At 62.7% G+C, this 18,954-nt stretch carries 18 protein-coding genes and 1 tRNA gene; 10 read left to right on the forward strand and 9 right to left on the reverse strand.

Annotated elements, in window-relative coordinates:
* Positions 1-174: 174 nt before the first annotated feature.
* Positions 175-1,152 carry a DUF2971 domain-containing protein gene (locus ASD76_RS06370; RefSeq protein WP_055920053.1) on the forward strand — a complete coding sequence of 326 codons (978 nt, stop codon included), beginning with the start codon at positions 175-177 and terminating at the stop codon, positions 1,150-1,152.
* Between the two features lie 80 nt (positions 1,153-1,232).
* Here the strand turns inward: ASD76_RS06370 and ASD76_RS06375 are convergent.
* From ASD76_RS06375 to aspS, 6 genes are all read right to left on the reverse strand, one after another.
* Positions 1,233-1,309: transfer RNA gene (locus ASD76_RS06375), tRNA-Met, on the reverse strand.
* 66 nt (positions 1,310-1,375) lie between these two features.
* The gene (locus ASD76_RS06380) at positions 1,376-1,942 is read right to left on the reverse strand and encodes a 2'-5' RNA ligase family protein (protein WP_235506536.1); all 567 of its coding nucleotides are present in this window, start codon (positions 1,940-1,942) and stop codon (positions 1,376-1,378) included.
* Entirely contained in the window at positions 1,906-2,877 is a 972-nt protein-coding gene (gene mltG, locus ASD76_RS06385; protein ID WP_055920055.1) for an endolytic transglycosylase MltG, read from the reverse strand. The genes ASD76_RS06380 and mltG overlap by 37 nt, the downstream gene beginning before the upstream one ends.
* 8 nt (positions 2,878-2,885) lie before the next feature.
* The gene (gene fabF, locus ASD76_RS06390) at positions 2,886-4,145 is read right to left on the reverse strand and encodes a beta-ketoacyl-ACP synthase II (protein WP_055920058.1); all 1,260 of its coding nucleotides are present in this window, start codon (positions 4,143-4,145) and stop codon (positions 2,886-2,888) included.
* Between the two features lie 143 nt (positions 4,146-4,288).
* Positions 4,289-4,525, reverse strand: coding sequence for an acyl carrier protein (locus ASD76_RS06395; protein WP_039094202.1), 237 nt, complete (start codon positions 4,523-4,525; stop codon positions 4,289-4,291).
* A gap of 90 nt (positions 4,526-4,615) precedes the next feature.
* Positions 4,616-6,424: an aspartate--tRNA ligase gene (gene aspS / locus ASD76_RS06400; RefSeq protein ID WP_055920060.1), complete on the reverse strand. Its 1,809-nt coding sequence runs from the start codon at positions 6,422-6,424 to the stop codon at positions 4,616-4,618.
* Positions 6,425-6,540: 116 nt separating this feature from the next.
* Between aspS and rnd the strand changes: the two genes are divergently transcribed.
* The gene (rnd, locus tag ASD76_RS06405; RefSeq protein WP_055920064.1) at positions 6,541-7,767 is read left to right on the forward strand and encodes a ribonuclease D; all 1,227 of its coding nucleotides are present in this window, start codon (positions 6,541-6,543) and stop codon (positions 7,765-7,767) included.
* The gene (locus tag ASD76_RS06410) at positions 7,764-8,660 is read left to right on the forward strand and encodes a hydrogen peroxide-inducible genes activator (protein ID WP_055920067.1); all 897 of its coding nucleotides are present in this window, start codon (positions 7,764-7,766) and stop codon (positions 8,658-8,660) included. Before rnd ends, ASD76_RS06410 begins: the two co-directional genes overlap by 4 nt.
* 216 nt (positions 8,661-8,876) lie before the next feature.
* Here the strand turns inward: ASD76_RS06410 and pgsA are convergent, their stop codons facing one another.
* Positions 8,877-9,482 (reverse strand): CDP-diacylglycerol--glycerol-3-phosphate 3-phosphatidyltransferase, encoded by a 606-nt coding sequence (gene pgsA / locus ASD76_RS06415; RefSeq protein WP_055923009.1) that lies wholly within the window; start codon positions 9,480-9,482, stop codon positions 8,877-8,879.
* Between the two features lie 87 nt (positions 9,483-9,569).
* Here pgsA and ASD76_RS06420 point away from each other — a divergent pair, with 87 nt between their 5' ends.
* The gene (locus ASD76_RS06420) at positions 9,570-10,901 is read left to right on the forward strand and encodes an MFS transporter (RefSeq protein ID WP_055920070.1); all 1,332 of its coding nucleotides are present in this window, start codon (positions 9,570-9,572) and stop codon (positions 10,899-10,901) included.
* Between the two features lie 298 nt (positions 10,902-11,199).
* Positions 11,200-12,855 carry a thiamine pyrophosphate-binding protein gene (locus tag ASD76_RS06425; RefSeq protein WP_055920074.1) on the forward strand — a complete coding sequence of 552 codons (1,656 nt, stop codon included), beginning with the start codon at positions 11,200-11,202 and terminating at the stop codon, positions 12,853-12,855.
* Between the two features lie 50 nt (positions 12,856-12,905).
* Here ASD76_RS06425 and ASD76_RS06430 read toward each other — a convergent pair whose 3' ends face one another.
* Both ASD76_RS06430 and ASD76_RS06435 read right to left on the reverse strand, forming a co-directional pair.
* Complete coding sequence (locus tag ASD76_RS06430) at positions 12,906-13,076, reverse strand: CsbD family protein (RefSeq protein WP_055920078.1); 171 nt, start codon at positions 13,074-13,076, stop codon at positions 12,906-12,908.
* A gap of 78 nt (positions 13,077-13,154) precedes the next feature.
* Positions 13,155-13,559, reverse strand: coding sequence for an EVE domain-containing protein (locus ASD76_RS06435; protein ID WP_055923011.1), 405 nt, complete (start codon positions 13,557-13,559; stop codon positions 13,155-13,157).
* Positions 13,560-13,666: 107 nt separating this feature from the next.
* On the opposite strand from ASD76_RS06435, the gene ASD76_RS06440 reads away from it, so the two are divergent.
* From ASD76_RS06440 to ASD76_RS06460, 5 genes are read left to right on the forward strand one after another with little or no spacing between them, the layout of a single operon-like run.
* Positions 13,667-15,337 carry a putative bifunctional diguanylate cyclase/phosphodiesterase gene (locus ASD76_RS06440; RefSeq protein ID WP_055920081.1) on the forward strand — a complete coding sequence of 557 codons (1,671 nt, stop codon included), beginning with the start codon at positions 13,667-13,669 and terminating at the stop codon, positions 15,335-15,337.
* Positions 15,338-15,386: 49 nt separating this feature from the next.
* A complete protein-coding gene (dapF, locus tag ASD76_RS06445; RefSeq protein ID WP_055920084.1) occupies positions 15,387-16,196 on the forward strand; it encodes a diaminopimelate epimerase in 810 nt (269 codons plus the stop codon).
* On the forward strand, positions 16,193-17,365 hold the full coding sequence (locus ASD76_RS06450; RefSeq protein ID WP_055920087.1) for a MiaB/RimO family radical SAM methylthiotransferase: 1,173 nt from the start codon (positions 16,193-16,195) through the stop codon (positions 17,363-17,365). Before dapF ends, ASD76_RS06450 begins: the two co-directional genes overlap by 4 nt.
* The gene (gene ftsY, locus ASD76_RS06455) at positions 17,362-18,285 is read left to right on the forward strand and encodes a signal recognition particle-docking protein FtsY (RefSeq protein WP_055920089.1); all 924 of its coding nucleotides are present in this window, start codon (positions 17,362-17,364) and stop codon (positions 18,283-18,285) included. The genes ASD76_RS06450 and ftsY overlap by 4 nt, the downstream gene beginning before the upstream one ends.
* Positions 18,285-18,932: an inner membrane-spanning protein YciB gene (locus ASD76_RS06460; RefSeq protein WP_055920092.1), complete on the forward strand. Its 648-nt coding sequence runs from the start codon at positions 18,285-18,287 to the stop codon at positions 18,930-18,932. Before ftsY ends, ASD76_RS06460 begins: the two co-directional genes overlap by 1 nt.
* The last annotated feature ends 22 nt before the right edge of the window (positions 18,933-18,954 follow it).

The raw sequence follows: 18,954 nt of genomic DNA on the forward strand, positions 1-18,954 counted from the left end.
ACCGTACACTTGCTTGCTGTAGGGTTTAGCGTGGTGCTCCGGTAGATAGGCACACCCAATCGTTGACTAGCCCGCGTGAACGCGACAGCATTTCCGGAGGCAATATGGGCCTGGATTGGGGCGCTCCGCTAGTGCTGGCGCACGTTCGGTTACCGACACCATAAGGGGGGCTTCTTGGCGATTGATCCCAAACTGCGCGAGCTGCTGGAGCTGCTCTTTTGCTACGACAGGGAACGGGTGAAGACGGTCAAGGAGGAAAAGAGACTTATTGCTCATTACACGACCGCCGACACCGCGATGAAGATCATCAGTGGCCGCACGCTCTGGCTGCGAAACGCCGGGGTGATGAACGATTACATGGAAATTCAGTACGGGAGGTCGGTGATCGAGCCAGTCCTAAGGGGACAAACTGGCAAGCGGTTCTTTGCCCTGCTCGACGGCGTCAAGTGGGGGCTGGGCCAGAGGGTTCAACGGCAATTCGCGGAGCACTGCGAACACGCCCGCGAGACGGTATTCATGACTTCGCTGAGCGAACACGATCAGACCGATGCCCTAGGCAAATTGTCGATGTGGCGGGCATATGGTGGGCCAGTGAGTGGGGTGGCACTCCTGTTCAAGGGCGACGTCGTCGATCTCGAATTGGAGCCAAGCCTCGAAATAAGTGCCAGCCCGGTACTCTACGGTGGGCCCGAGAGATTTGACGCCGAACTACAGAAAGTGGTGAAGGGGTTGGAGGCGAGGTCTGATCTCCTAAAGGAGTTCGAACCGGATCATCTCCTCTCCGTATGCGGAGCGCTCCTGCAATTTTCGATGTTCTCTATCAAACATCCGGGGTTTGCCGAGGAATGCGAATGGCGATTTGTTCATCGGCCTTTTGAATTTGCAGCCGCCCATGTAACTTCGCAGACCGTTACCGTGAACGGCATTCCCCAAACGATTTACGAGGTGCCATTTCACAATCCGGCACGAGGTCCGCTTTATGACCTCCCTCAACTCAACCTGGATGAGATATTGGAGGGAATAATCATCGGGCCCTGTCATTACCCGGAAACCGTCTTTCGTGCCTTTGTCGATGCAATGCAGAGCGCCGGTATCACCGACCCCGAACGCCGCATTCGCGTTTCAAATATCCCGCTTCGACAGCAATGGTAGCGAACCGCAACGCCGCAAAAGTATTGCGACGCGAAGCCCCTCAAAGGCCTATAAGATACTGATATCTAATGATTTTTCCGTGGTAGCGGAGGAGGGACTCGAACCCCCGACACGCGGATTATGATTCCGCTGCTCTAACCGGCTGAGCTACTCCGCCCCAAGGGCTTTCGGTCGCGGTTGAACCGCGGCAAGGCGGCGCATTTAGGGCGGACCTGCGGCGCGGTCAACCGCGGAATGACCAAGATTTGAGGTGGTCCCAAGGACCGCCTCTCCAGGCGTGGAGAGCGAGGCCCGCGAAGGCGAAATCGCGCGTGGGGAACTCGCTTTCCAGCTCGCCCTGCAACGCCCTTGCCTCCGCAGACGCTACCTTGTTTTGGATCGTGATGTGGAGCTTGGGAACACCCAGGTCCTGCGCACTGAGCAGGCCGTACAGCCGCTCTGCAAGGTCCTGACGCAGGGACAGCAACTGCGGGGACATGACCTCTAGAGCCGTTCCGCCGGCAAACCGCAGCACTCCTGACAGTCTTGCCTGCGGTGGCCGATTGCATCGGGCGCTATCCTTCAGGAGCTCGCGCAGTTCGCCTTCGCTCGATGGTGGCAGCGAATGGAACAGCGTGACGTGCGCGGGGACTTGGTTGCGCTCGGGCGGATAGTGCTGGCGGCGGAGCTTGTCCGCGAAGGCCTGCACGTCGCCGGGCAGGACCGCGGTGACGATCAGGGGCGCCCCGCCCGCTGGCAGCGGCGCCGCCGTCGCTACATCTCCCCGCGGGCGCGGCGAATGGCGAACCACTTGGCGACGTTGGCGTTGTGTTCGGCCAGGGTGCTGGCGAAGGCGTGGCCGCCAGTACCGTCGGCGACCATGAACAGCGCATCGGTGTCGGCCGGGTTGAGCACCGCTTCAATCGAGGCGCGGCCGGGGTTGGTGATCGGGCCCTTGGGCAGCCCGACCATCGAGTAAGTGTTGTAGTCGTTCACGTCGGAAATCTCGGACTGCCGAATCCGGCGCCCGAGCGGCTTGCCCTTGGTGATCGGGTAGATGATCGTCGGGTCCGCCTGCAGCATCATCCCCTGCCTCAGGCGATTGGAGTAGAGCCCGGCGACCATGCGCCGCTCGCTGTCCTTGCCGGTTTCCTTCTCTACGATCGAGGCGAGGATCACGGCCTCTTCAGGCGTCCTCACCGCGATGCCTGGCGCGCGCTTGGGCCATAGCTCGGCGACAGTGTCGCGCATGGCCTTCTGCATCCGCGCCAGCACCGCCGTTCGGGCCTCGCCGCGTTCGAAATCATAGCTCTCGGGAAGGACCGAGCCTTCCTCGGGAACGGGGATCGCGCCGGTCAACAAGGACTCGGCCATCAAGCGTTCGTAGACCAGGATCGAAGGCATGCCTTCGGGTATGGTCACGAACCGGCGGATCACCTCTCCGTGCTGGAAAGTGTCGAGGATGTCCGAACCGCTCGAACCGGCAGGCAGCAGGAATTCACCCGCCTTGATCGGATCACCGCTGCCGAGGAACTTCGACCAGAGGAGGAAGGACTCGCTCGAAGCGATCAGGTTTTCCTCTTCGAGCTTCGTCGCGATCGAGGTGAGCGACGATCCCGAAGGAACCACGAACGTCGTGTCCTCCTCGATCTTCGACGCCCCCCACCAGCCCCAGGTCGAGGCTGCGGCTATGCCAAACAGCAGCGCGCCGAGGACGACGGCAACGAGGCAACCCTTGCGGCCCATTGCCTGCCCTAGTCGACGCGCTTCACGATGAGGCTGGCGTTGGTGCCGCCAAACCCGAAGCTGTTGTTGAGCGCCGCGCGCACGGTACGCTTCTTGGCCACGTGCGGGACCAGGTCGGCGCCTTCGGTGCCTTCATCCGGATTGTCCAGATTGAGCGTCGGCGGAACGATCTGGTCGCGGATCGACAGGATGCAGAAGATCGATTCGACCGCGCCCGCGCCACCCAGCAAGTGGCCGATGGCGGATTTGGTCGAGCTCATCGAGACGTTGGCCATCTCCGGTCCGAACAGGCGCTTCACCGCGCCGAGTTCGATCGTGTCGGCCATGGTCGAGGTGCCGTGCGCGTTGATGTAATCGATGTCTGCCGGGGTCATGCCCGCCTTCTTAAGCGCCGCACTCATCGAGCGGAACGCGCCGTCCATCTCCGGATCGGGCGCGGTCACGTGATAGGCATCGCCCGACAGGCCATAGCCGACCACTTCGGCGTAGATCTTGGCTCCGCGCGCCTTGGCATGCTCGTATTCCTCGAGCACGACCACACCCGCGCCCTCGCCCATGACGAAGCCATCGCGGTCGCGGTCATAGGGGCGGCTCGCCTGCTCAGGACGGTCGTTATAGGTCATGTTGAGCGCACGCGCCTGAGCGAAACCGGCAATGCCGATCGGGCAAATGGTCGCTTCCGCGCCGCCCGCGAGCATGATGTCGGCATCGTCGTCGCGGATCATCCGCGCGGCATCGCCGATCGAATGCGCGCCCGTCGAACAGGCGGTGACGACGGCATGGTTCGGGCCCTTAAGGCCGTACTTGATGCTGACCTGACCGGAGATCAGGTTGATCAGGCGGCCATGGACGAAGTGCGGGCTGACGCGGCCAGGGCCCTTCTCGGCCAGCAATAGGCTCTCGCTCTCTATGCCCGGCAGGCCGCCGATGCCCGAACCGATCGAAACACCGGCGCGCAGGCGCGTGGCCTCGTCCATGTCCTCGAGTCCCGCATCCTCGATCGCCTGGCCGGCGGCATCGAGGCCAAAGATGATGAACGGATCGACCTGGCGCTGGACCTTGTGGTCGACGCGCTTGTTGGGATCGAAGCCGTACTCGTGGTCGGCGGGCTTCACTTCGCAGGCGATCTGGCACTTGTACTCGGACGCATCGAAGTGCGTGATCGGTCCCGCACCGCTCTTGCCGGCAAGAATGTTCGCCCAGGTCGTCTCGACATCGCTGCCAAGCGGGGTGACTAGCCCCAATCCGGTTACGACCACTCGACGCATAACTAATCTCCGAAAACCGTGCGGAACGTCCGCCATAAAATGCAACAGGCCCAACCCCTGTTCGGGCTGAGCCTGTCGAACCCGTTAGGGTTGCGCCGCGCGCCCCTTGATAACCTCAGGGCTCACAGCGGCAGGGATGGCAATTATCCCTTGTGCTCTTCGATATACTTGTTGGCATCGCCAACCGTATTGATCTTCTCGGCGGCGTCGTCCGGGATCTCGACCCCAAACTCTTCCTCGAAGGCCATGACCAGCTCGACGATGTCGAGGCTGTCTGCGCCCAGATCGTCGATGAAGCTCGCATCCGGCGTGACCTTGTCTTCTTCGACGCCAAGATGCTCGACAACGATCTTCTTCACGCGATCGGCGGTGTCGCTCATGTAATGCCCTCTCGAACTATGCAGGGTTGGAATTTCCTGTCGCCCTAATGAACGGCGCGGGCACTGGCAAGTGCCCGGCGTTCAGTTCCCTTAGTTCTCCGCGGTGGCAGTTTCGGCCGAAGCGGGCTTGGGCGGGTCGACAAGTCGAACGTGAACGTCGCGCAGTTGGCGCGCGCTGACCGGGCTCGGGGCGCCCATCATGAGGTCCTGCGCCCGCTGATTGAGCGGGAAAGCAATGACTTCGCGGATGTTCGGCTCGTCGGCCAGCAGCATGACGATACGGTCGATACCCGGGGCCGAACCGCCGTGCGGCGGGGCGCCAAGCTTGAATGCCTCGATCATGCCAGAGAAATTCTCATCGACCTCGGCCTGCGAATAGCCGGCGATTTCAAACGCCTTGTACATGATTTCCGGACGATGGTTCCGGATCGCGCCCGAGCTCAGCTCATAGCCGTTGCAGACGATGTCGTACTGCCAGGCGAGGATCGACAACGGATCCTGCGTCTCCAGCGCCTCGAGCTCGCCTTGCGGCATCGAGAACGGGTTGTGGCTGAAATCGACCTTCTTCTGCTCTTCGTCGTATTCGAACATCGGGAAGTCGACGATCCAGCAGAACTTGAAACAGCCCTGCTCGATCAGCCCCAACTCTTCGCCGACGCGGGTGCGCGCGGCACCGGCGAGCTTGACCGCGTCCTTTTCCATGCCCGCGGCGAAGAACAGGCCGTCATCGGCGCCAAGGCCGAGCTCGGCGTAGAGCTTCTCCATGTTCTCCGGACCGTGATTCTTGGCGATCGGTCCTCCGAACTCGCCGCCCTTGCGGGTGACGTAGCCGAGGCCGGCAAAGCCTTCGCGCCGGGCCCAGTCGTTCATGTCGTCGAAGAACTTGCGGCTCTTCTCCGCCGTGGCCGGCGCCGGAATGGCGCGGACGATGCCGCCCGAACCGACGATCTTCTCGAACAGGCCGAATCCCGACTGCCCGAAGTGGTGCGAGACGTCGGTGATGATCAGCGGGTTGCGCAGGTCCGGCTTGTCGCTGCCGTACTTGAGCATCGACTCGCGATAGGGAATGCGCGGGAAGTCGCCCGCCGCCGTCACGGTCTTGCCGTTGGCGAATTCGGCGAACACGCCGGCGAGGACCGGTTCGATCGCGTTGAACACGTCATCCTGGGTGACGAAGCTCATCTCGAAGTCGAGCTGGTAGAACTCCGGCGAACGGTCGGCGCGGAGATCCTCGTCGCGGAAGCAGGGCGCGATCTGGAAGTAGCGGTCGAAACCGGCGACCATCAGTAGCTGCTTGAACATCTGCGGCGCCTGCGGGAGCGCGTAGAAGGTGCCCGGGTGCAGACGGCTCGGCACGAGGTAGTCGCGCGCGCCTTCGGGGCTCGATGCGCCGAGAATCGGGGTCTGGAATTCGTTGAAGCCCTGCTCGATCATCCGGCGGCGCAGGCTGGCGATAACCTGGCTGCGCAGCATGATGTTGCGGTGCATCGAGTCGCGGCGAAGGTCGACGAAGCGGTACTTGAGGCGGATTTCCTCCGGATAATCCTGCTCGCCAGCCACTGGCAGCGGCAGTTCATCGGCCCGGCTCTGTACGGTTACGCTGCGGGCATAGACCTCGATAGCGCCGGTGGGCAGGTTCGGATTGGCGGTGCCTTCTGCGCGCGCCTTGACCGTCCCATCGATGGTGACGACGCTCTCAACGCGAAGCCCTTCAAGCACTTCGAGCGCCGGCGAATCTGCGTCGGTGACGATTTGCGTGATGCCATAATGGTCGCGCAAATCGACGAACAGCACCCCGCCGTGATCGCGCTTGCGATGCACCCAGCCCGACAGGCGGACGGTTTCCCCGACATTTCCGGCGTCTAGTCCGGCACAATTGTGGGTACGATAGGCATGCATCGCTGACTCTTCCGTTCTTGCAGTCTATGGGGCTAAGGAGCCGGCGCTAACGGGGCTTGGGCCCTGTTTGTCAAGCGTCCCGCCCGGCATCATCCGGGCCCTATAGAAAAGTCACGATGAAAATACACCCGCTCATAACGACCACAGAGGAACTGGCGGAACTCTGCACGCGCTTGGCAAAATCGAACTTCGTCGCGGTCGATACCGAATTCATGCGGGAGAACACCTTCTACCCGCTGCTGTGCCTGGTGCAGATCGGCAATGAAGAAGAAGCCGCCGCGATCGACCCGCTTGCAAGCGGAATCGACCTGTCGCCGCTGCTCGAGCTTCTCACGAACAACGAGGATGTGCTGAAGGTCTTCCACGCCGGCGGACAGGATGTGGAGATCGTCTACAACCTCACCGGCCGGACGCCCCACCCCATCTTCGACACCCAGATCGCCATGATGGCGGTCAGCCAGTCGGAGCAGATCGGCTACGCGAACCTCGTCGAATCATGGATCGGCAAGACGATCGACAAGGGCGCGCGCTTCACTGACTGGAGCCGGCGCCCGCTGACCGAGCGGCAGATCGAATACGCCATCGGCGACGTGACTTACCTCGCGAAGATCTTCCCCAAGCTGCTCAAGAAGCTGATCAAGACCGGGCGCGGGGAATGGCTCAATGCCGAGATGGAAAAGCTCGCCGACCCAGACAACTACGCCAACGACCTCGAGACGGCCTGGCACCGCATCCGCGCGCCCAGCCGCAACTCGCTCGTCCTAGGGCGGTTGAAGGCGCTCGCCGCCTGGCGTGAGACCGAGGCCCAGGCCAAGGACATTCCGCGCGGACGAATCATGCGTGACGAGACCCTGGCGGATCTCGCCAGCCATCCGCCGGCCAAGCAGGAAGACCTCGCCAAAGTCCGCGGGCTTAGCCAGGCATGGAAGGACAACGATATCGGAAAGCGTCTCATGCGCGTCCTGCGCGACGTCGAACCGCTCCCCGCCGATGAGATGCCCGACAAGCCCAAGCGCGGTGCGCCCCTGGGCAAGGAAGGCGCCTTGGTGGCTGATCTGCTCAAGCTGCTGCTCAAGATCCGTACGCGTGAGATCGACGTCGCGGCGCGGCTGCTTACCCGCTCAGACGAGCTCGAGGCGCTCGCCGCCGGCGTGCGCAAGCTGCCGGTGCTCGAAGGCTGGCGCTACGAGGTGTTTGGGCGTGACGCGCTCGAGCTGGTCGAAGGTCGCCTCGGCTTCGGTGTCGAACATGGCCGCCTCAAGATGACGCGGATCGTCGACACCGGCGAGACTGCCGCACCCGAAGAACCGGGAGAAGGGGCGGAGTCGCAAGCGGCCGAGTGAGCACTTACCTCCCCACCATCAAGCAACTGCAGTACCTCGTTGCCCTTCACGAGCATGGCCACTTCGGCCAAGCCGCCAAGGCCAGCTTTGTTTCGCAGTCGACCTTGTCGGCGGGGATTCGCGAACTCGAATCGCTGTTGGGTGTCACGCTGGTGGAGCGGAGCCGCCGAGTCGTGCGCTTCACTCCGCTAGGCAACGCGGTGGTCGCGAAGGCTCACCGGTTGCTCCGGGAGGCCGAGGAACTGAGTGATCTCGTCCAGGCCTCCGGCAAGCCCCTCCAGGGCGAATTACGGATGAGCGTGATCCCGACGATCGCGCCGTTCTTCCTCCCCCGCATCCTCCCTCGCCTGCGCAGGGAACGGCCCAACCTGCGGTTGTTCCTGCGTGAGGAAACGAGCGGAGACGCTGTCGAGTCGCTGCATCACGGCCGTGCCGATTGCGTGCTGCTCGCCCTGCCCTTCGCCACTGGCGAAGTGGACAAGGCGCACATTGCGGATGACCGCTTGTTCGTCGCCTTCCCCAAGGACGACCCGCGCGATCCGCCCGATTCGATTCCTCCGGCAATGATCGACGAGAATCACTTGCTGCTGCTCGAAGACGGGCATTGCCTGAAGGAGCACGCGCTCTCTGCCTGTAACAGGCCTGAGTTGCGCGCCTCAGCCACGATGATTGGCACCAGCCTGCACACGCTGGTGCAGATGGTCGACAATGGTCTGGGGATGACGATGCTGCCGGAAATGGCGATCGACGCGGGGATTCTCCACGATACCCACGTGATCGCAAGGCCCCTGAAGGCACGCAAGGCGAGCCGCGAGATCGCGTTGATCTGGCGCAAGAACAGCCCTCGCGCCGAGGAATTCCGCCTGTTGGCTCAGGAACTCCAGGCGGGCTGACCGCCGAACTGTCTTAGCGTAAAATGAGCGCGGAGACTGGAGTTCCGGCGGGAAACCGAGCCGAACATCCAGCTAGCTAAAGCGACCCGAAGGGCTTTCCCTCCGGTCCCGGCACCTCCGCGCCCGCCAATCCCGGGATTGCGCGGCTTCTGCAGTGAAGCGGGACCGAGCGCTTTCCGGAATGCGACAAGTTGTGTGCGGATCGGCCCTTCGGCCTCAGTCCATGTGCTTGATGCCGACCCGCAGGTAGTCCCATCCGGTCACCAGCGTCAGGATCGCCGCGCCCCACAAGCTCGCCAGACCGACGACATGGATCCATTGTTCGCGTAGCGATTCGCAAACGCCCGCGGCATCGCAGGGCTGACCTTGAACCGCCCCGCCCAGGATCAGCGCCCCTAGAGCGACGAGCTGGAAGGTCGTCTTCCACTTGGCGAGCTTTGAGACCGGCACCGAGACCTGGAGGCCCCCGAGGAACTCCCTGAGGCCCGAGACGGCGATCTCACGCACCAGGATGATCAGGCCAGCAATGACATGCATATCACCAACAAGTGGGCCTCGCAGATACCCTTGGGCGGTTAGGACAAGTATGACGACAGCGACCATGATCTTGTCAGCGATGGGATCGAGGAAGATACCAAGCCGAGAAACGGCGCCGCTCGACCGGGCGAGATAGCCGTCGAAATAATCGGTAATACCCATCAGGCAGTAGAGGACGAACGCCATGGCGTAGCCGACCTGCCAGTTGGGCCACCACAAGAGGAAGCCAAGCAGTGGCAGAGCCACGATTCGCGACAAGGTGAGCAGGTTGGGCAGGGTCAGCATCATGAGGGTTCTAGGCGGTCGGCGTTCGCGGGAAAAGTCCGCCGATAGGATTGTCGTTAAGCTCAGGGTGTCTAAACGGGCTGGCACATGCTGACATCAACGCACTTGCTGAAACAGCGGCGCTTCCTGCCGCTCTTTGCCACCCAGCTCTTCAACGCCTTCAACGACAACCTGTTCAAGAACGCGATGGTGCTGTTCGTCGTGTACAGCGTCTACAATTCCGAAGAGGCCGAGGCGCAGTTCAGCGCGATCGCCTCGGGCCTGTTCATCCTGCCGTTCTTCATCCTCTCGGCCCTCGCGGGCCAACTTGCCGACATGCGCGACAAGGCGATGATCATTCGCTGGATCAAGGCGGCGGAGATCGGGATCATGCTCGTCGGCGCCATAGGCTTGGTCATGGCGTGGCAGGGCCTGCTGACACAAGTTGCAGCCATTCCGCTCATGTTGCTCGCGCTGTTTGCGATGGGCGTCCATTCGACCTTCTTTGGCCCGATCAAGTACGCCATTCTCCCCCAGCACCTGGAAAAGGACGAAGTGCTTTCCGGTACCGGCCTGGTCGAGGCCGGAACTTACATTGCGATTCTCGCGGGCACTATCGTCGCCGGATATATCGACGTCGAATGGGCGGCGTTGGCAGTCGTTCTGACCGCCATCGTCGGCTACATTACCAGCCTACAAGTTCCACCGGCCCCGCCCTATGAAAAGGGCCAGCCGATCGATCACCACATTTTCCGCGCCTCGGTAGAGCTGGTGCGTGACACGATGCACATACGCGAAGTGTTCTACGCGATCCTCGCCATCAGCTTCTTCTGGACCATCGGCGCGGTGCTGTTCATCCAGTTCCCGCCGCTTGCCAAGAACGTGCTGATGGCCAGCAAGGAAGTCGCCAGCCTGTTCCTGGTGGTGTTCTCGATCGGCGTGGCGATCGGATCGGTCGCCATCAACGCCCTGCTCAAGGGTAACGTCTCGGCCCGCTATGCACCGATATCGGTGCTGTTCATGGGGGCCTTCGTCGCGGCGTTCTGGTTCGTCTGCCACGAGTGGAAAACCGAAGTGCGGCCCACCGACTTGATGAACGTCGGCGAATTTCTGTCCCAGCCGCTCGCTCCCATGGTTCTGCTCACGCTGCTGCTGATTGCCGTTTCCGGCGGCATGTTCGTGGTCCCGCTCTATGCGTTCCTGACGACCAAGTGCGATCCGTCCCGCGCCGCGCGCACCGTCGCGGCGAACAATATCGTCAATTCGGGAGCCATGGTGATCGGCTCACTCATCGCGGCAGGACTGAGCGCAGTAGGCATCGCTATTGTCGAGCAACTGTTGCTCAGCGCGGCGATGTGCCTGGTCTCAGCCTGGCTGGGCGCTCGCCTCTACCAGGCAGAGCGGCACGCCCTGGTTGCCAAGCAGATCGAGGTCAGATGATAAAGGCTGTGATCGCCAGGAAACAGGCGCAGTAAGTCTGGGCAAAGCCCCGGACATCCAGCGCCAGCTGACTTCGCCAGGGAGCGCGAGGCTCGGCGAATTCATGGCGGAATTCCCGCCATTGAGGTGGCAGGGAAGCCCGAAACGGATGTCGGGCGGACTCGTCGGTCAGGACCAATGAACGGCGCATAGTCATGCTGCGTAACGATTTAGTAACCTATTGGTATCCGCCTATCCGGGTATGTCCCGGGATTGCACAGAGGTTGCTACCGACGCGGGGCCTCGCTACTCCTCTGTCATGACTTCAACGGCTGCCAGGCTGCTCGTCGATTGCCTGGTCGAACAGGGCTGCGACCGCATCTTCAACGTGCCCGGGGAAAGCTTCCTTCCGGTGCTCGATGCGCTCGGCGAAACGAGCCAAATTCAAACGGTTACTTGCCGGCAAGAAGGCGGCGCAGCCTTCATGGCTTGTGCCGATGGCGCAATGACCGGGCGTCCAGGAATCTGCTTCGTCACCCGCGGCCCGGGGGCGACCAACGCCAGCATTGGCATCCATGTGGCGTTTCAGGACTCGCAGCCGATGATTCTGTTTATCGGAGACGTCGACCGGTCGATGCGCGATCGCGAAGGGTTCCAGGAAGTGGATTTTCCTGCCTTTTTCGCCCCAATCGCCAAGTGGTCCGCCCGAATCGAAGATGCGGCCCGTATTCCAGAGTACGTCGCGCGGGCTTACGCCACCGCGATCTCGGGCCGTCCCGGCCCGGTGGTACTCGCCCTGCCGGAAGACATGCTGCACGAAAGCGGCCTTGAGAGCTCTTCCCGCCCGTACATATGCCGACCCGCGCAGGCTCCCTGTCCGGACGCGATGGCGACGATGCTCGACCTGGTCGGTGATGCCGCCGCCCCGGTCGCCATCATCGGGGGAGCAGGGTGGAACGCGAAGGCCAGGCAGTATTTCACCGATTTTGCTGAGCGGATCGGCATTCCAGTCGCCACGGCGTTTCGCCGGCAGGATGCCATCCCCCCCTCTTCACCGGTCTTCGCGGGCAACCTCGGCTACGGACCCAATCCCAAGCTGGTAGAGCGCATCAAGGCGGCCGACGTCGTTCTCGTCGTCGGAGCCCGGCTCGGGGAGGCGACGACTGACGGGTACGAGCTGGTGACGCTCGAACACCCCGGACAGACGCTGATCCATGTCCATCCTGATCCGAACGAACTGAACCGCGTCTATCGCACCGACCTCGCGATCTGTGCGGACGTGGATGAATTCGCTGAAAGTGCGGCACTGTGGGAGGAAGGGAGCGTGATTCCCTTCGACGCCGGGGCCGAGGCGCATGGCGAATGGCTTACCTGGTCGACGCCGGGCGATGGCGGCTATCCCCTCGACCTTGCTGCCTGCCTTGCAATCGCACGGCGCGAGCTGCCTGCCGATCTGATCGTGTGCAACGGCGCGGGCAACTTTTCGGGCTGGTGGCATAGGTACTGGCCCTACGCGGGCTATCCTTCACAGCTGGCGCCGACTGCCGGAGCGATGGGCTACGGCGTACCGGCGGCGGTTGCTGCGGCCTTGCGCCACCGCGACCGCCTGGTCCTCGCGGTTGCGGGAGACGGCGATTTCCTGATGAACGCCCAGGAACTGGCCACTGCGGCTCAATACCGCTGCAACTTGCTGGTACTCGTGGTCGACAACGGCTCGTACGGTACGATCCGCATGCATCAGGAGCGGACTTATCCAGGCCGCGTCTCGGGCACCGATCTCGCCAATCCCGATTTTGCGGCGCTCGGCGCTGCTTTTGGCGCGTGGACGCGAAGAGTGGAGACAACCGCAGAGTTCGAAGCGGCATTGATCGAGGCAACCAGCCTCGAGGGCATTCGCCTCATCCACTGTCTGGTCGAAGTCGAGCAGCTGAGCGCTGGCGGCGCGACCATCAGCGGACTGCGCGCCAAGGCCTGACAAGCAAAGGGCCGCCCGAATGGGCGACCCCAAGCTCATGTCGGCAGGGCTCAGATCTTGTCGCCCAGGGCGCCTTGAACGCTGCCCTTCAGATTCTGGGCCTCGCCCTTGCGTTCCTGCGCACGCCCTTCAGCGCGCTTTGCCGGATCGTCGGAACCCTGTTTTGCCTTGCCGATCGCTTCGTTGGCCAGGCCCTTAGCTTTGCTCGTAAGCTCGCCCATCGGTTCTCTCCTGTTGGCAGTGCACTGCGCACCACCTTACAGAAAACGAACGGCCCCTTCTGGCTTAAGTTCCTGAAATCAGGCCTTTGCCAGCGAAATGACGTGGTTCCATTCCGCCGGTCGGATTTCCGCCACGGACAACCGTGAAAGCCGCACCAGCTCAATCTCGGGGAGATCCTTGTCGGCCTTGATCTCAGCCAGGGTAACCGCCCGCTCTAGCGCGCGGACCGGCTTTACTTTCACCGCCGCCCAGGCCTCGTCCTTGGGATCCGGCAGTCCTGCAACACTCACCTCCACGATGCCGACGATCTCCTTGCCGGTCACCGAGTGGTAGAAAAAGGCTTGGTCGCCAACTTTCATCGACCTGAGATTGTTCGCCGCCCGGTGATTGCGGACGCCATCCCACAGAGTTTCGCCATCTTTGACCAGATCGTCCCAGCTATAGGCAGCGGGTTCGGATTTGATCAGCCAATATTGTTGCACAAAATTGTCCTCTGTTTTCCGCACTGTGACTTTGGTTTGCAGTAATTAACGGAATTTTGAATGAGTTCAGCCATTGATGCCGAAAGGGTTTGGGATCTCAAGACTCTGTGAAACACGCTGTCGGCAAATTCAGGTCGAGCCTCCCCGGCACCGCCAAGGCGGAAAGGGATATCGTCACCCTCGGGGTGGCGGTAGCGGCCATTATTCTGTTTGTCGGCACCGGTGGCACGATCATGCACAAGATCGTGCGCTCTTTCCTCGGCTTCGGACCCCAGCCCGACTCCGCCTTGAGCGCCACCGTTCTGTTGAACATCGCGTTGCTGATCTTCGGGTGGCGCCGCTACTCGGATCTTCACGAAGAGGTGGCCGAACGCCGCCGAGCCGAAGAAAGAGCCAACCAGCTCGCCGCGATGGACCCCCTTACGGGCAGCCTCAACCGCCGCAGTGGCGGACCAGCGATCGACAAGCTTCTCGCAGATTCGCGCGCCAGCCGGCGGGAAGTCGCGCTGCTGATGGTCGATCTCGACAAGTTCAAGCAGATCAACGACCTCAACGGCCACAAGATGGGCGACGCCGTCCTGGTAGAGATAGCCCGCAGGATCGGGGAGTTGCTGCCCAGCGACGGCATCTTGGCCCGCATCGGCGGCGACGAGTTCGTCTGCGCGCTGCCTTATGATTCCCGCGATAGCGGCGACATCGACCGGTTGGCGCTACAGCTGATTGCCTCGGTATCGGCTCCGATCAATGCCTACGAAATGCAACTGGAAGCCGCTGTCTCGATCGGCATGGCCAGCAGCGGCGAGCATTTTGACGCGGTCGAACCTGATGCCGAAGGCCTGATCCACCACGCCGACATGGCGATGTATCACGCCAAGAAACACGGCCGTAACCGCTACTTCTGGTTCGAACCTGCGATGGAACGTGAACTGCGGCATCGCAACGACCTCGAGACCGGCATCCGTCGCGGTATTCCGGCCGGCGAGTTCGTACCGTTCTACGAACAACAGATTGACCTCGAAACCGGCGAGCTCGTCGGCTTCGAAATGCTCGCGCGGTGGCAGTCGCCCCTCTTCGGGCTGGTCAACCCGGACACCTTCATTCCGATCGCCGAGGAAATCGACCAGATTGGTGCCCTGTCTGAGTCACTCATTCGCCAGGCGCTCGACGATGCCAAGGAGTGGCATCAGAAGCTTACGCTTTCGGTCAATGTCTCTCCCATGCAGATGCGCGATCCGTGGTTTGCGCAGAAGCTTCTGCGCCTGTTGATCGAGAGCGGATTTCCGCCCAGCCGGCTGGAAGTCGAAATCACCGAAAGCTGCCTGCATGAGAACCTGGGCGCCGTGCGAGCCATGGTGACCAGTCTCAAGAACCAGGGCATCCGCATCAGCCTCGACGATTTCGGGACCGGATATTCGAGCCTCTCGCAATTGCGGGCGCTTCCGTTCGACCGCCTCAAGATCGACCGCAGCTTCGTCAGCGAATTGGCGAATGAAGGCATGGGGCACGAACTGGTCGAAGCTATCGTCTCGCTCGGACGCGACTTGTCGTTGCCGATGACGGCCGAAGGGGTCGAATCACACGAGATCCTGGAGAAGCTGCGCAGCTTCGGCCAGCTGAAGGGCCAGGGCTATCTCTACGGTCTGCCGGAAGATGCCGTGACCACCCGCGCACGGCTCGCCCGGCTCGATTTACTGGTCAACGGCAAACCGGCGATCGAGCCCCTGCCGGCCGGCGAGACCGCGGATGAGGATACGACGGCCGACCGCAAGGCGGGTTAGGCCCTATCCGCCCATTGCCCTGACGCCGCGCGGCTCCTAGGTGACTGCGATGCGCGCAGCGTTCACCAAGATGCACGGCCTCGGGAACGACTTCGTCGTGCTCGACACGCGCGTTCATCAGCTGCCTCCCATCACGGCCTCGCTCGCGCGGGCCGTGGCTGACCGTCGCACCGGCATTGGCTGCGACCAGATGATCCTTCTCGAGCCCTCCGACATCGCCGATTTCCGCATGCGCATCTTCAACGCCGACGGCAGCGAGGTAGAAGCTTGCGGGAATGCGACGCGCGCCGTGGCTCTGCTCCATGGCTCGCCCGCACGGATAGAGACACTTGCCGGAATTCTTGCGGTACAGCCGAGCGACGGCGGCGCCGCTGTCGACATGGGCGAACCGCGCTTCGAGTGGGAAGCGATCCCTCTGGCTTACGCGATGGACACGGCGTCCCTCCCCGTCGGCTGGGAAGAGCTCGAACAGCCGACCGCGGTCAACCTGGGTAATCCGCACGCGGTGTTCTTTGTCGACGACTGCGACGCCGTCGCGCTCGATCGGCTGGGGCCTGTCATCGAAAACGATCCGCTGTTTCCCGATCGCGTCAACGTCGGCGTAGCCACGGTCGAGAGCCGCGACCGCCTGCGGCTGCGAGTGTGGGAACGCGGCGCCGGCCTGACCCGCGCCTGCGGTACCGGTGCCTGCGCGGCGGCGGTGGCAGCCATTCGCCGCGGCCTTGTCGACCGAGAGGTTACCGTCAATCTGCCGGGCGGATCGCTCTTGATCGAATGGGGCGAAGACGGCCGCATCACTATGACCGGCCCGGCCTCCGAGAGCTTTCGCGGCACATTCGACTGGGGCGACTTTGCGTGACCGCTGAAGTCATTTCGCTGGGTTGCCGCCTCAACCTTGCCGAAAGCGAAACAATCCGGGCGCTTCTAGCGAGCGAACGCGATGTCGTGGTCGTCAACAGCTGCGCCGTGACGGCCGAAGCGGTCCGGCAGACGCGCCAGGCCATTCGCAAGGCCCGCCGCGCCAATCCCGATGCGCGACTGCTGGTGACCGGCTGCGCCGCCGAGGTCGAACGCGAGTCTCTCGGATCGATGCCCGAAGTCGATGGCCTGATCGCCAACGAGCATAAGCTCGACCCGCGCGTGTGGAATATCCCGGGCAATCCTGCGCCCGTTCCCTCGCTGCACACCCGCGCCTTCATCGCGGTCCAGAACGGTTGCGATCACGCATGCACCTTCTGCGTCATCCCCCAAGGCCGGGGTCCTAGCCGGTCGCTGCCGGTCGGAAGCGTGTTGCATGAGGTCGAGCAACACTTGGAGCGCGGGGCCTCGGAGGTCGTGTTGACCGGGGTCGACGTAACAAGTTGGGGCCACGATCTGCCCGGACAACCGCGCCTCGGGAGCCTTGTGGGTGCCGTACTGGACGCATTTCCTGAGCTCGCCAGGCTGCGCCTGTCATCGCTGGATGGGGTGGAGATCGATTTTGAACTCATCGAGCTGTTCGAGAGCGAGCCGCGGATCATGCCGCATATCCATCTCTCCTTGCAGCACGGCCACGACTTGATCCTGAAGCGCATGAAGCGGCGCCACACGCGCGCGGATGCCGTGACGCTGGTCGAGAAGCTGCGCGCCAAACGGCCCGAACTTGCAGTTGGGGCCGATCTCATCGCCGGGTTTCCGACCGAAGACGAAACCATGCACCAAGCCAACCGCTCGATCATTCGGGAGCTTCAGGTGGTTCACTGCCACGTATTTCCTTATTCCCCGCGCCCGAATACGCCGGCGGCGCGAATGCCGCAGGTCGACAAGGCCACGATCCGCAGGCGCGCCAGCGAACTGCGGTCCGAGGCGGAGGCCGTGCGCCATGACTGGCTCGCTGGTCTTATCGGCAGCGACCTCACGGTGTTGGCCGAAGCCGATGGCACCGGTCACGCCGAGAACTTCGCACGCGTCGCGCTACCGGGCGGCATTGAGCGCGGCCGGATCGTTTCGATCCGCCCGCAGTCTCTCGACGGGGGTCTGCTGCAATGAGCGAGGCCACCTGGAGCGAGCGCCTGTTCGGCGGCTTCCGCAAGACTTCCGAGCGCCTGACCGAGAACCTCACCGGAGTGGTCGGCACCGCGAAACTCGACGACCGCACGCTCGACGAGCTCGAGGACGCGCTGATCCTGTCCGATCTCGGTCCAAGTGCGGCAGCCCGCATCCGTAACAAACTGGCCGAGAAGCGTTTCGGTCTCTCGATCACCGAGCGTGAACTGAAGGAAGCCGTGGCCGAAGAGATCGCCGCGATCCTGCGCCCGGTGGCCAAGCCGCTCGAAATTACCGCCTTCCCGCGGCCCCAGGTGATCCTGGTCATCGGCGTGAACGGCAGCGGCAAGACCACGACGATCGCCAAGCTGGCCCATCTCTTCCAGGAAGAGGACTACGGCGTCCTGCTCGCCGCAGGCGATACGTTTCGCGCCGCGGCGATTGGGCAATTGGCTGTCTGGGCCGATCGGATCGGGGTGGACATCGTTCGCGGGCCCGAAGGCGGCGACCCGGCCAGCATCGTGTTCGACGCTGTAAAGCAGGCGACCGATACCGGTATCGACGCCCTGGTCGTGGACACTGCTGGGCGCCTGCAGAACAAGCGCGAGTTGATGGACGAGCTGGCCAAGATCCGCCGCGTCCTCGGGCGGCTCAATCCCGAAGCGCCGCACGATGTCGTGCTGGTGCTCGACGCGACCAACGGCCAGAACGCCCTCGCCCAGATCGACGTGTTCCGGGAAGTTGCAGGCGTGACGGGGCTAATCATGACCAAGCTCGACGGAACCGCGCGCGGTGGCGTGCTGGTTGCGGCCGCAGAACAATACGGCCTGCCGATCCACGCGATCGGCGTAGGCGAGAAAATAGACGACTTGCGCCCGTTCGACCCCGACCTGGTCGCGCGCGTGATTGCGGGAGTGGCGTAATGTCTGAAGTCCAAGCCAAGAAGCCGAAGTCCGGCTGGATCAACGTGGCGGTCGACTATGGCCCGCTGCTCGTGTTCTTCCTCACTTATCGCTACTTCCGCCCCGACGGAGAGGACATCGCTGGAGAGATCTTTGCCGTGGTGCGCAGCACGGGGGCGTTCATCGCCGCGTCGCTGGTAGCGCTGGCCATCTCCAAGTGGCGGCTCGGCCGCATTTCGCCAATGCTGTGGCTTTCGACGGTCCTGATCGTCGGGTTCGGCACATTGACGATCTACACCGGGAACGAATGGTGGATTCAGCGCAAGCCGACCGTCATCTACACGCTGTTTGCGGTGGCGCTTATCGCCGGCTGGCTGGCCGGCAAAGGGTTGCTCAAATACCTGCTCGAGGCAGCGTTTGACGGGTTGAATGACGAAGGTTGGCTCAAGCTGTCACGCAATTGGGGCTTCTTCTTCGTCATTCTTGCCGTGCTCAATGAAGTCCTCGCCAACACGCTGAGCTTTGAATCTTGGCTCGCCGCGAAACTGTGGGTGTTTCTGCCCCTGAGCTTCGCCTTCACCTTCACCCAGCTTCCCATGCTGTTGAAGCACGGACTTTCGACTGAAGGTTCGGAAGACGAGAAGACCAATCCCCCGCCGACTGGCTAATCTCCAAGTTGTGCCCTTCCCC

The sequence above is a fragment of the Altererythrobacter sp. Root672 genome, from assembly GCF_001427865.1.
Taxonomy (GTDB): domain Bacteria; phylum Pseudomonadota; class Alphaproteobacteria; order Sphingomonadales; family Sphingomonadaceae; genus Croceibacterium_A.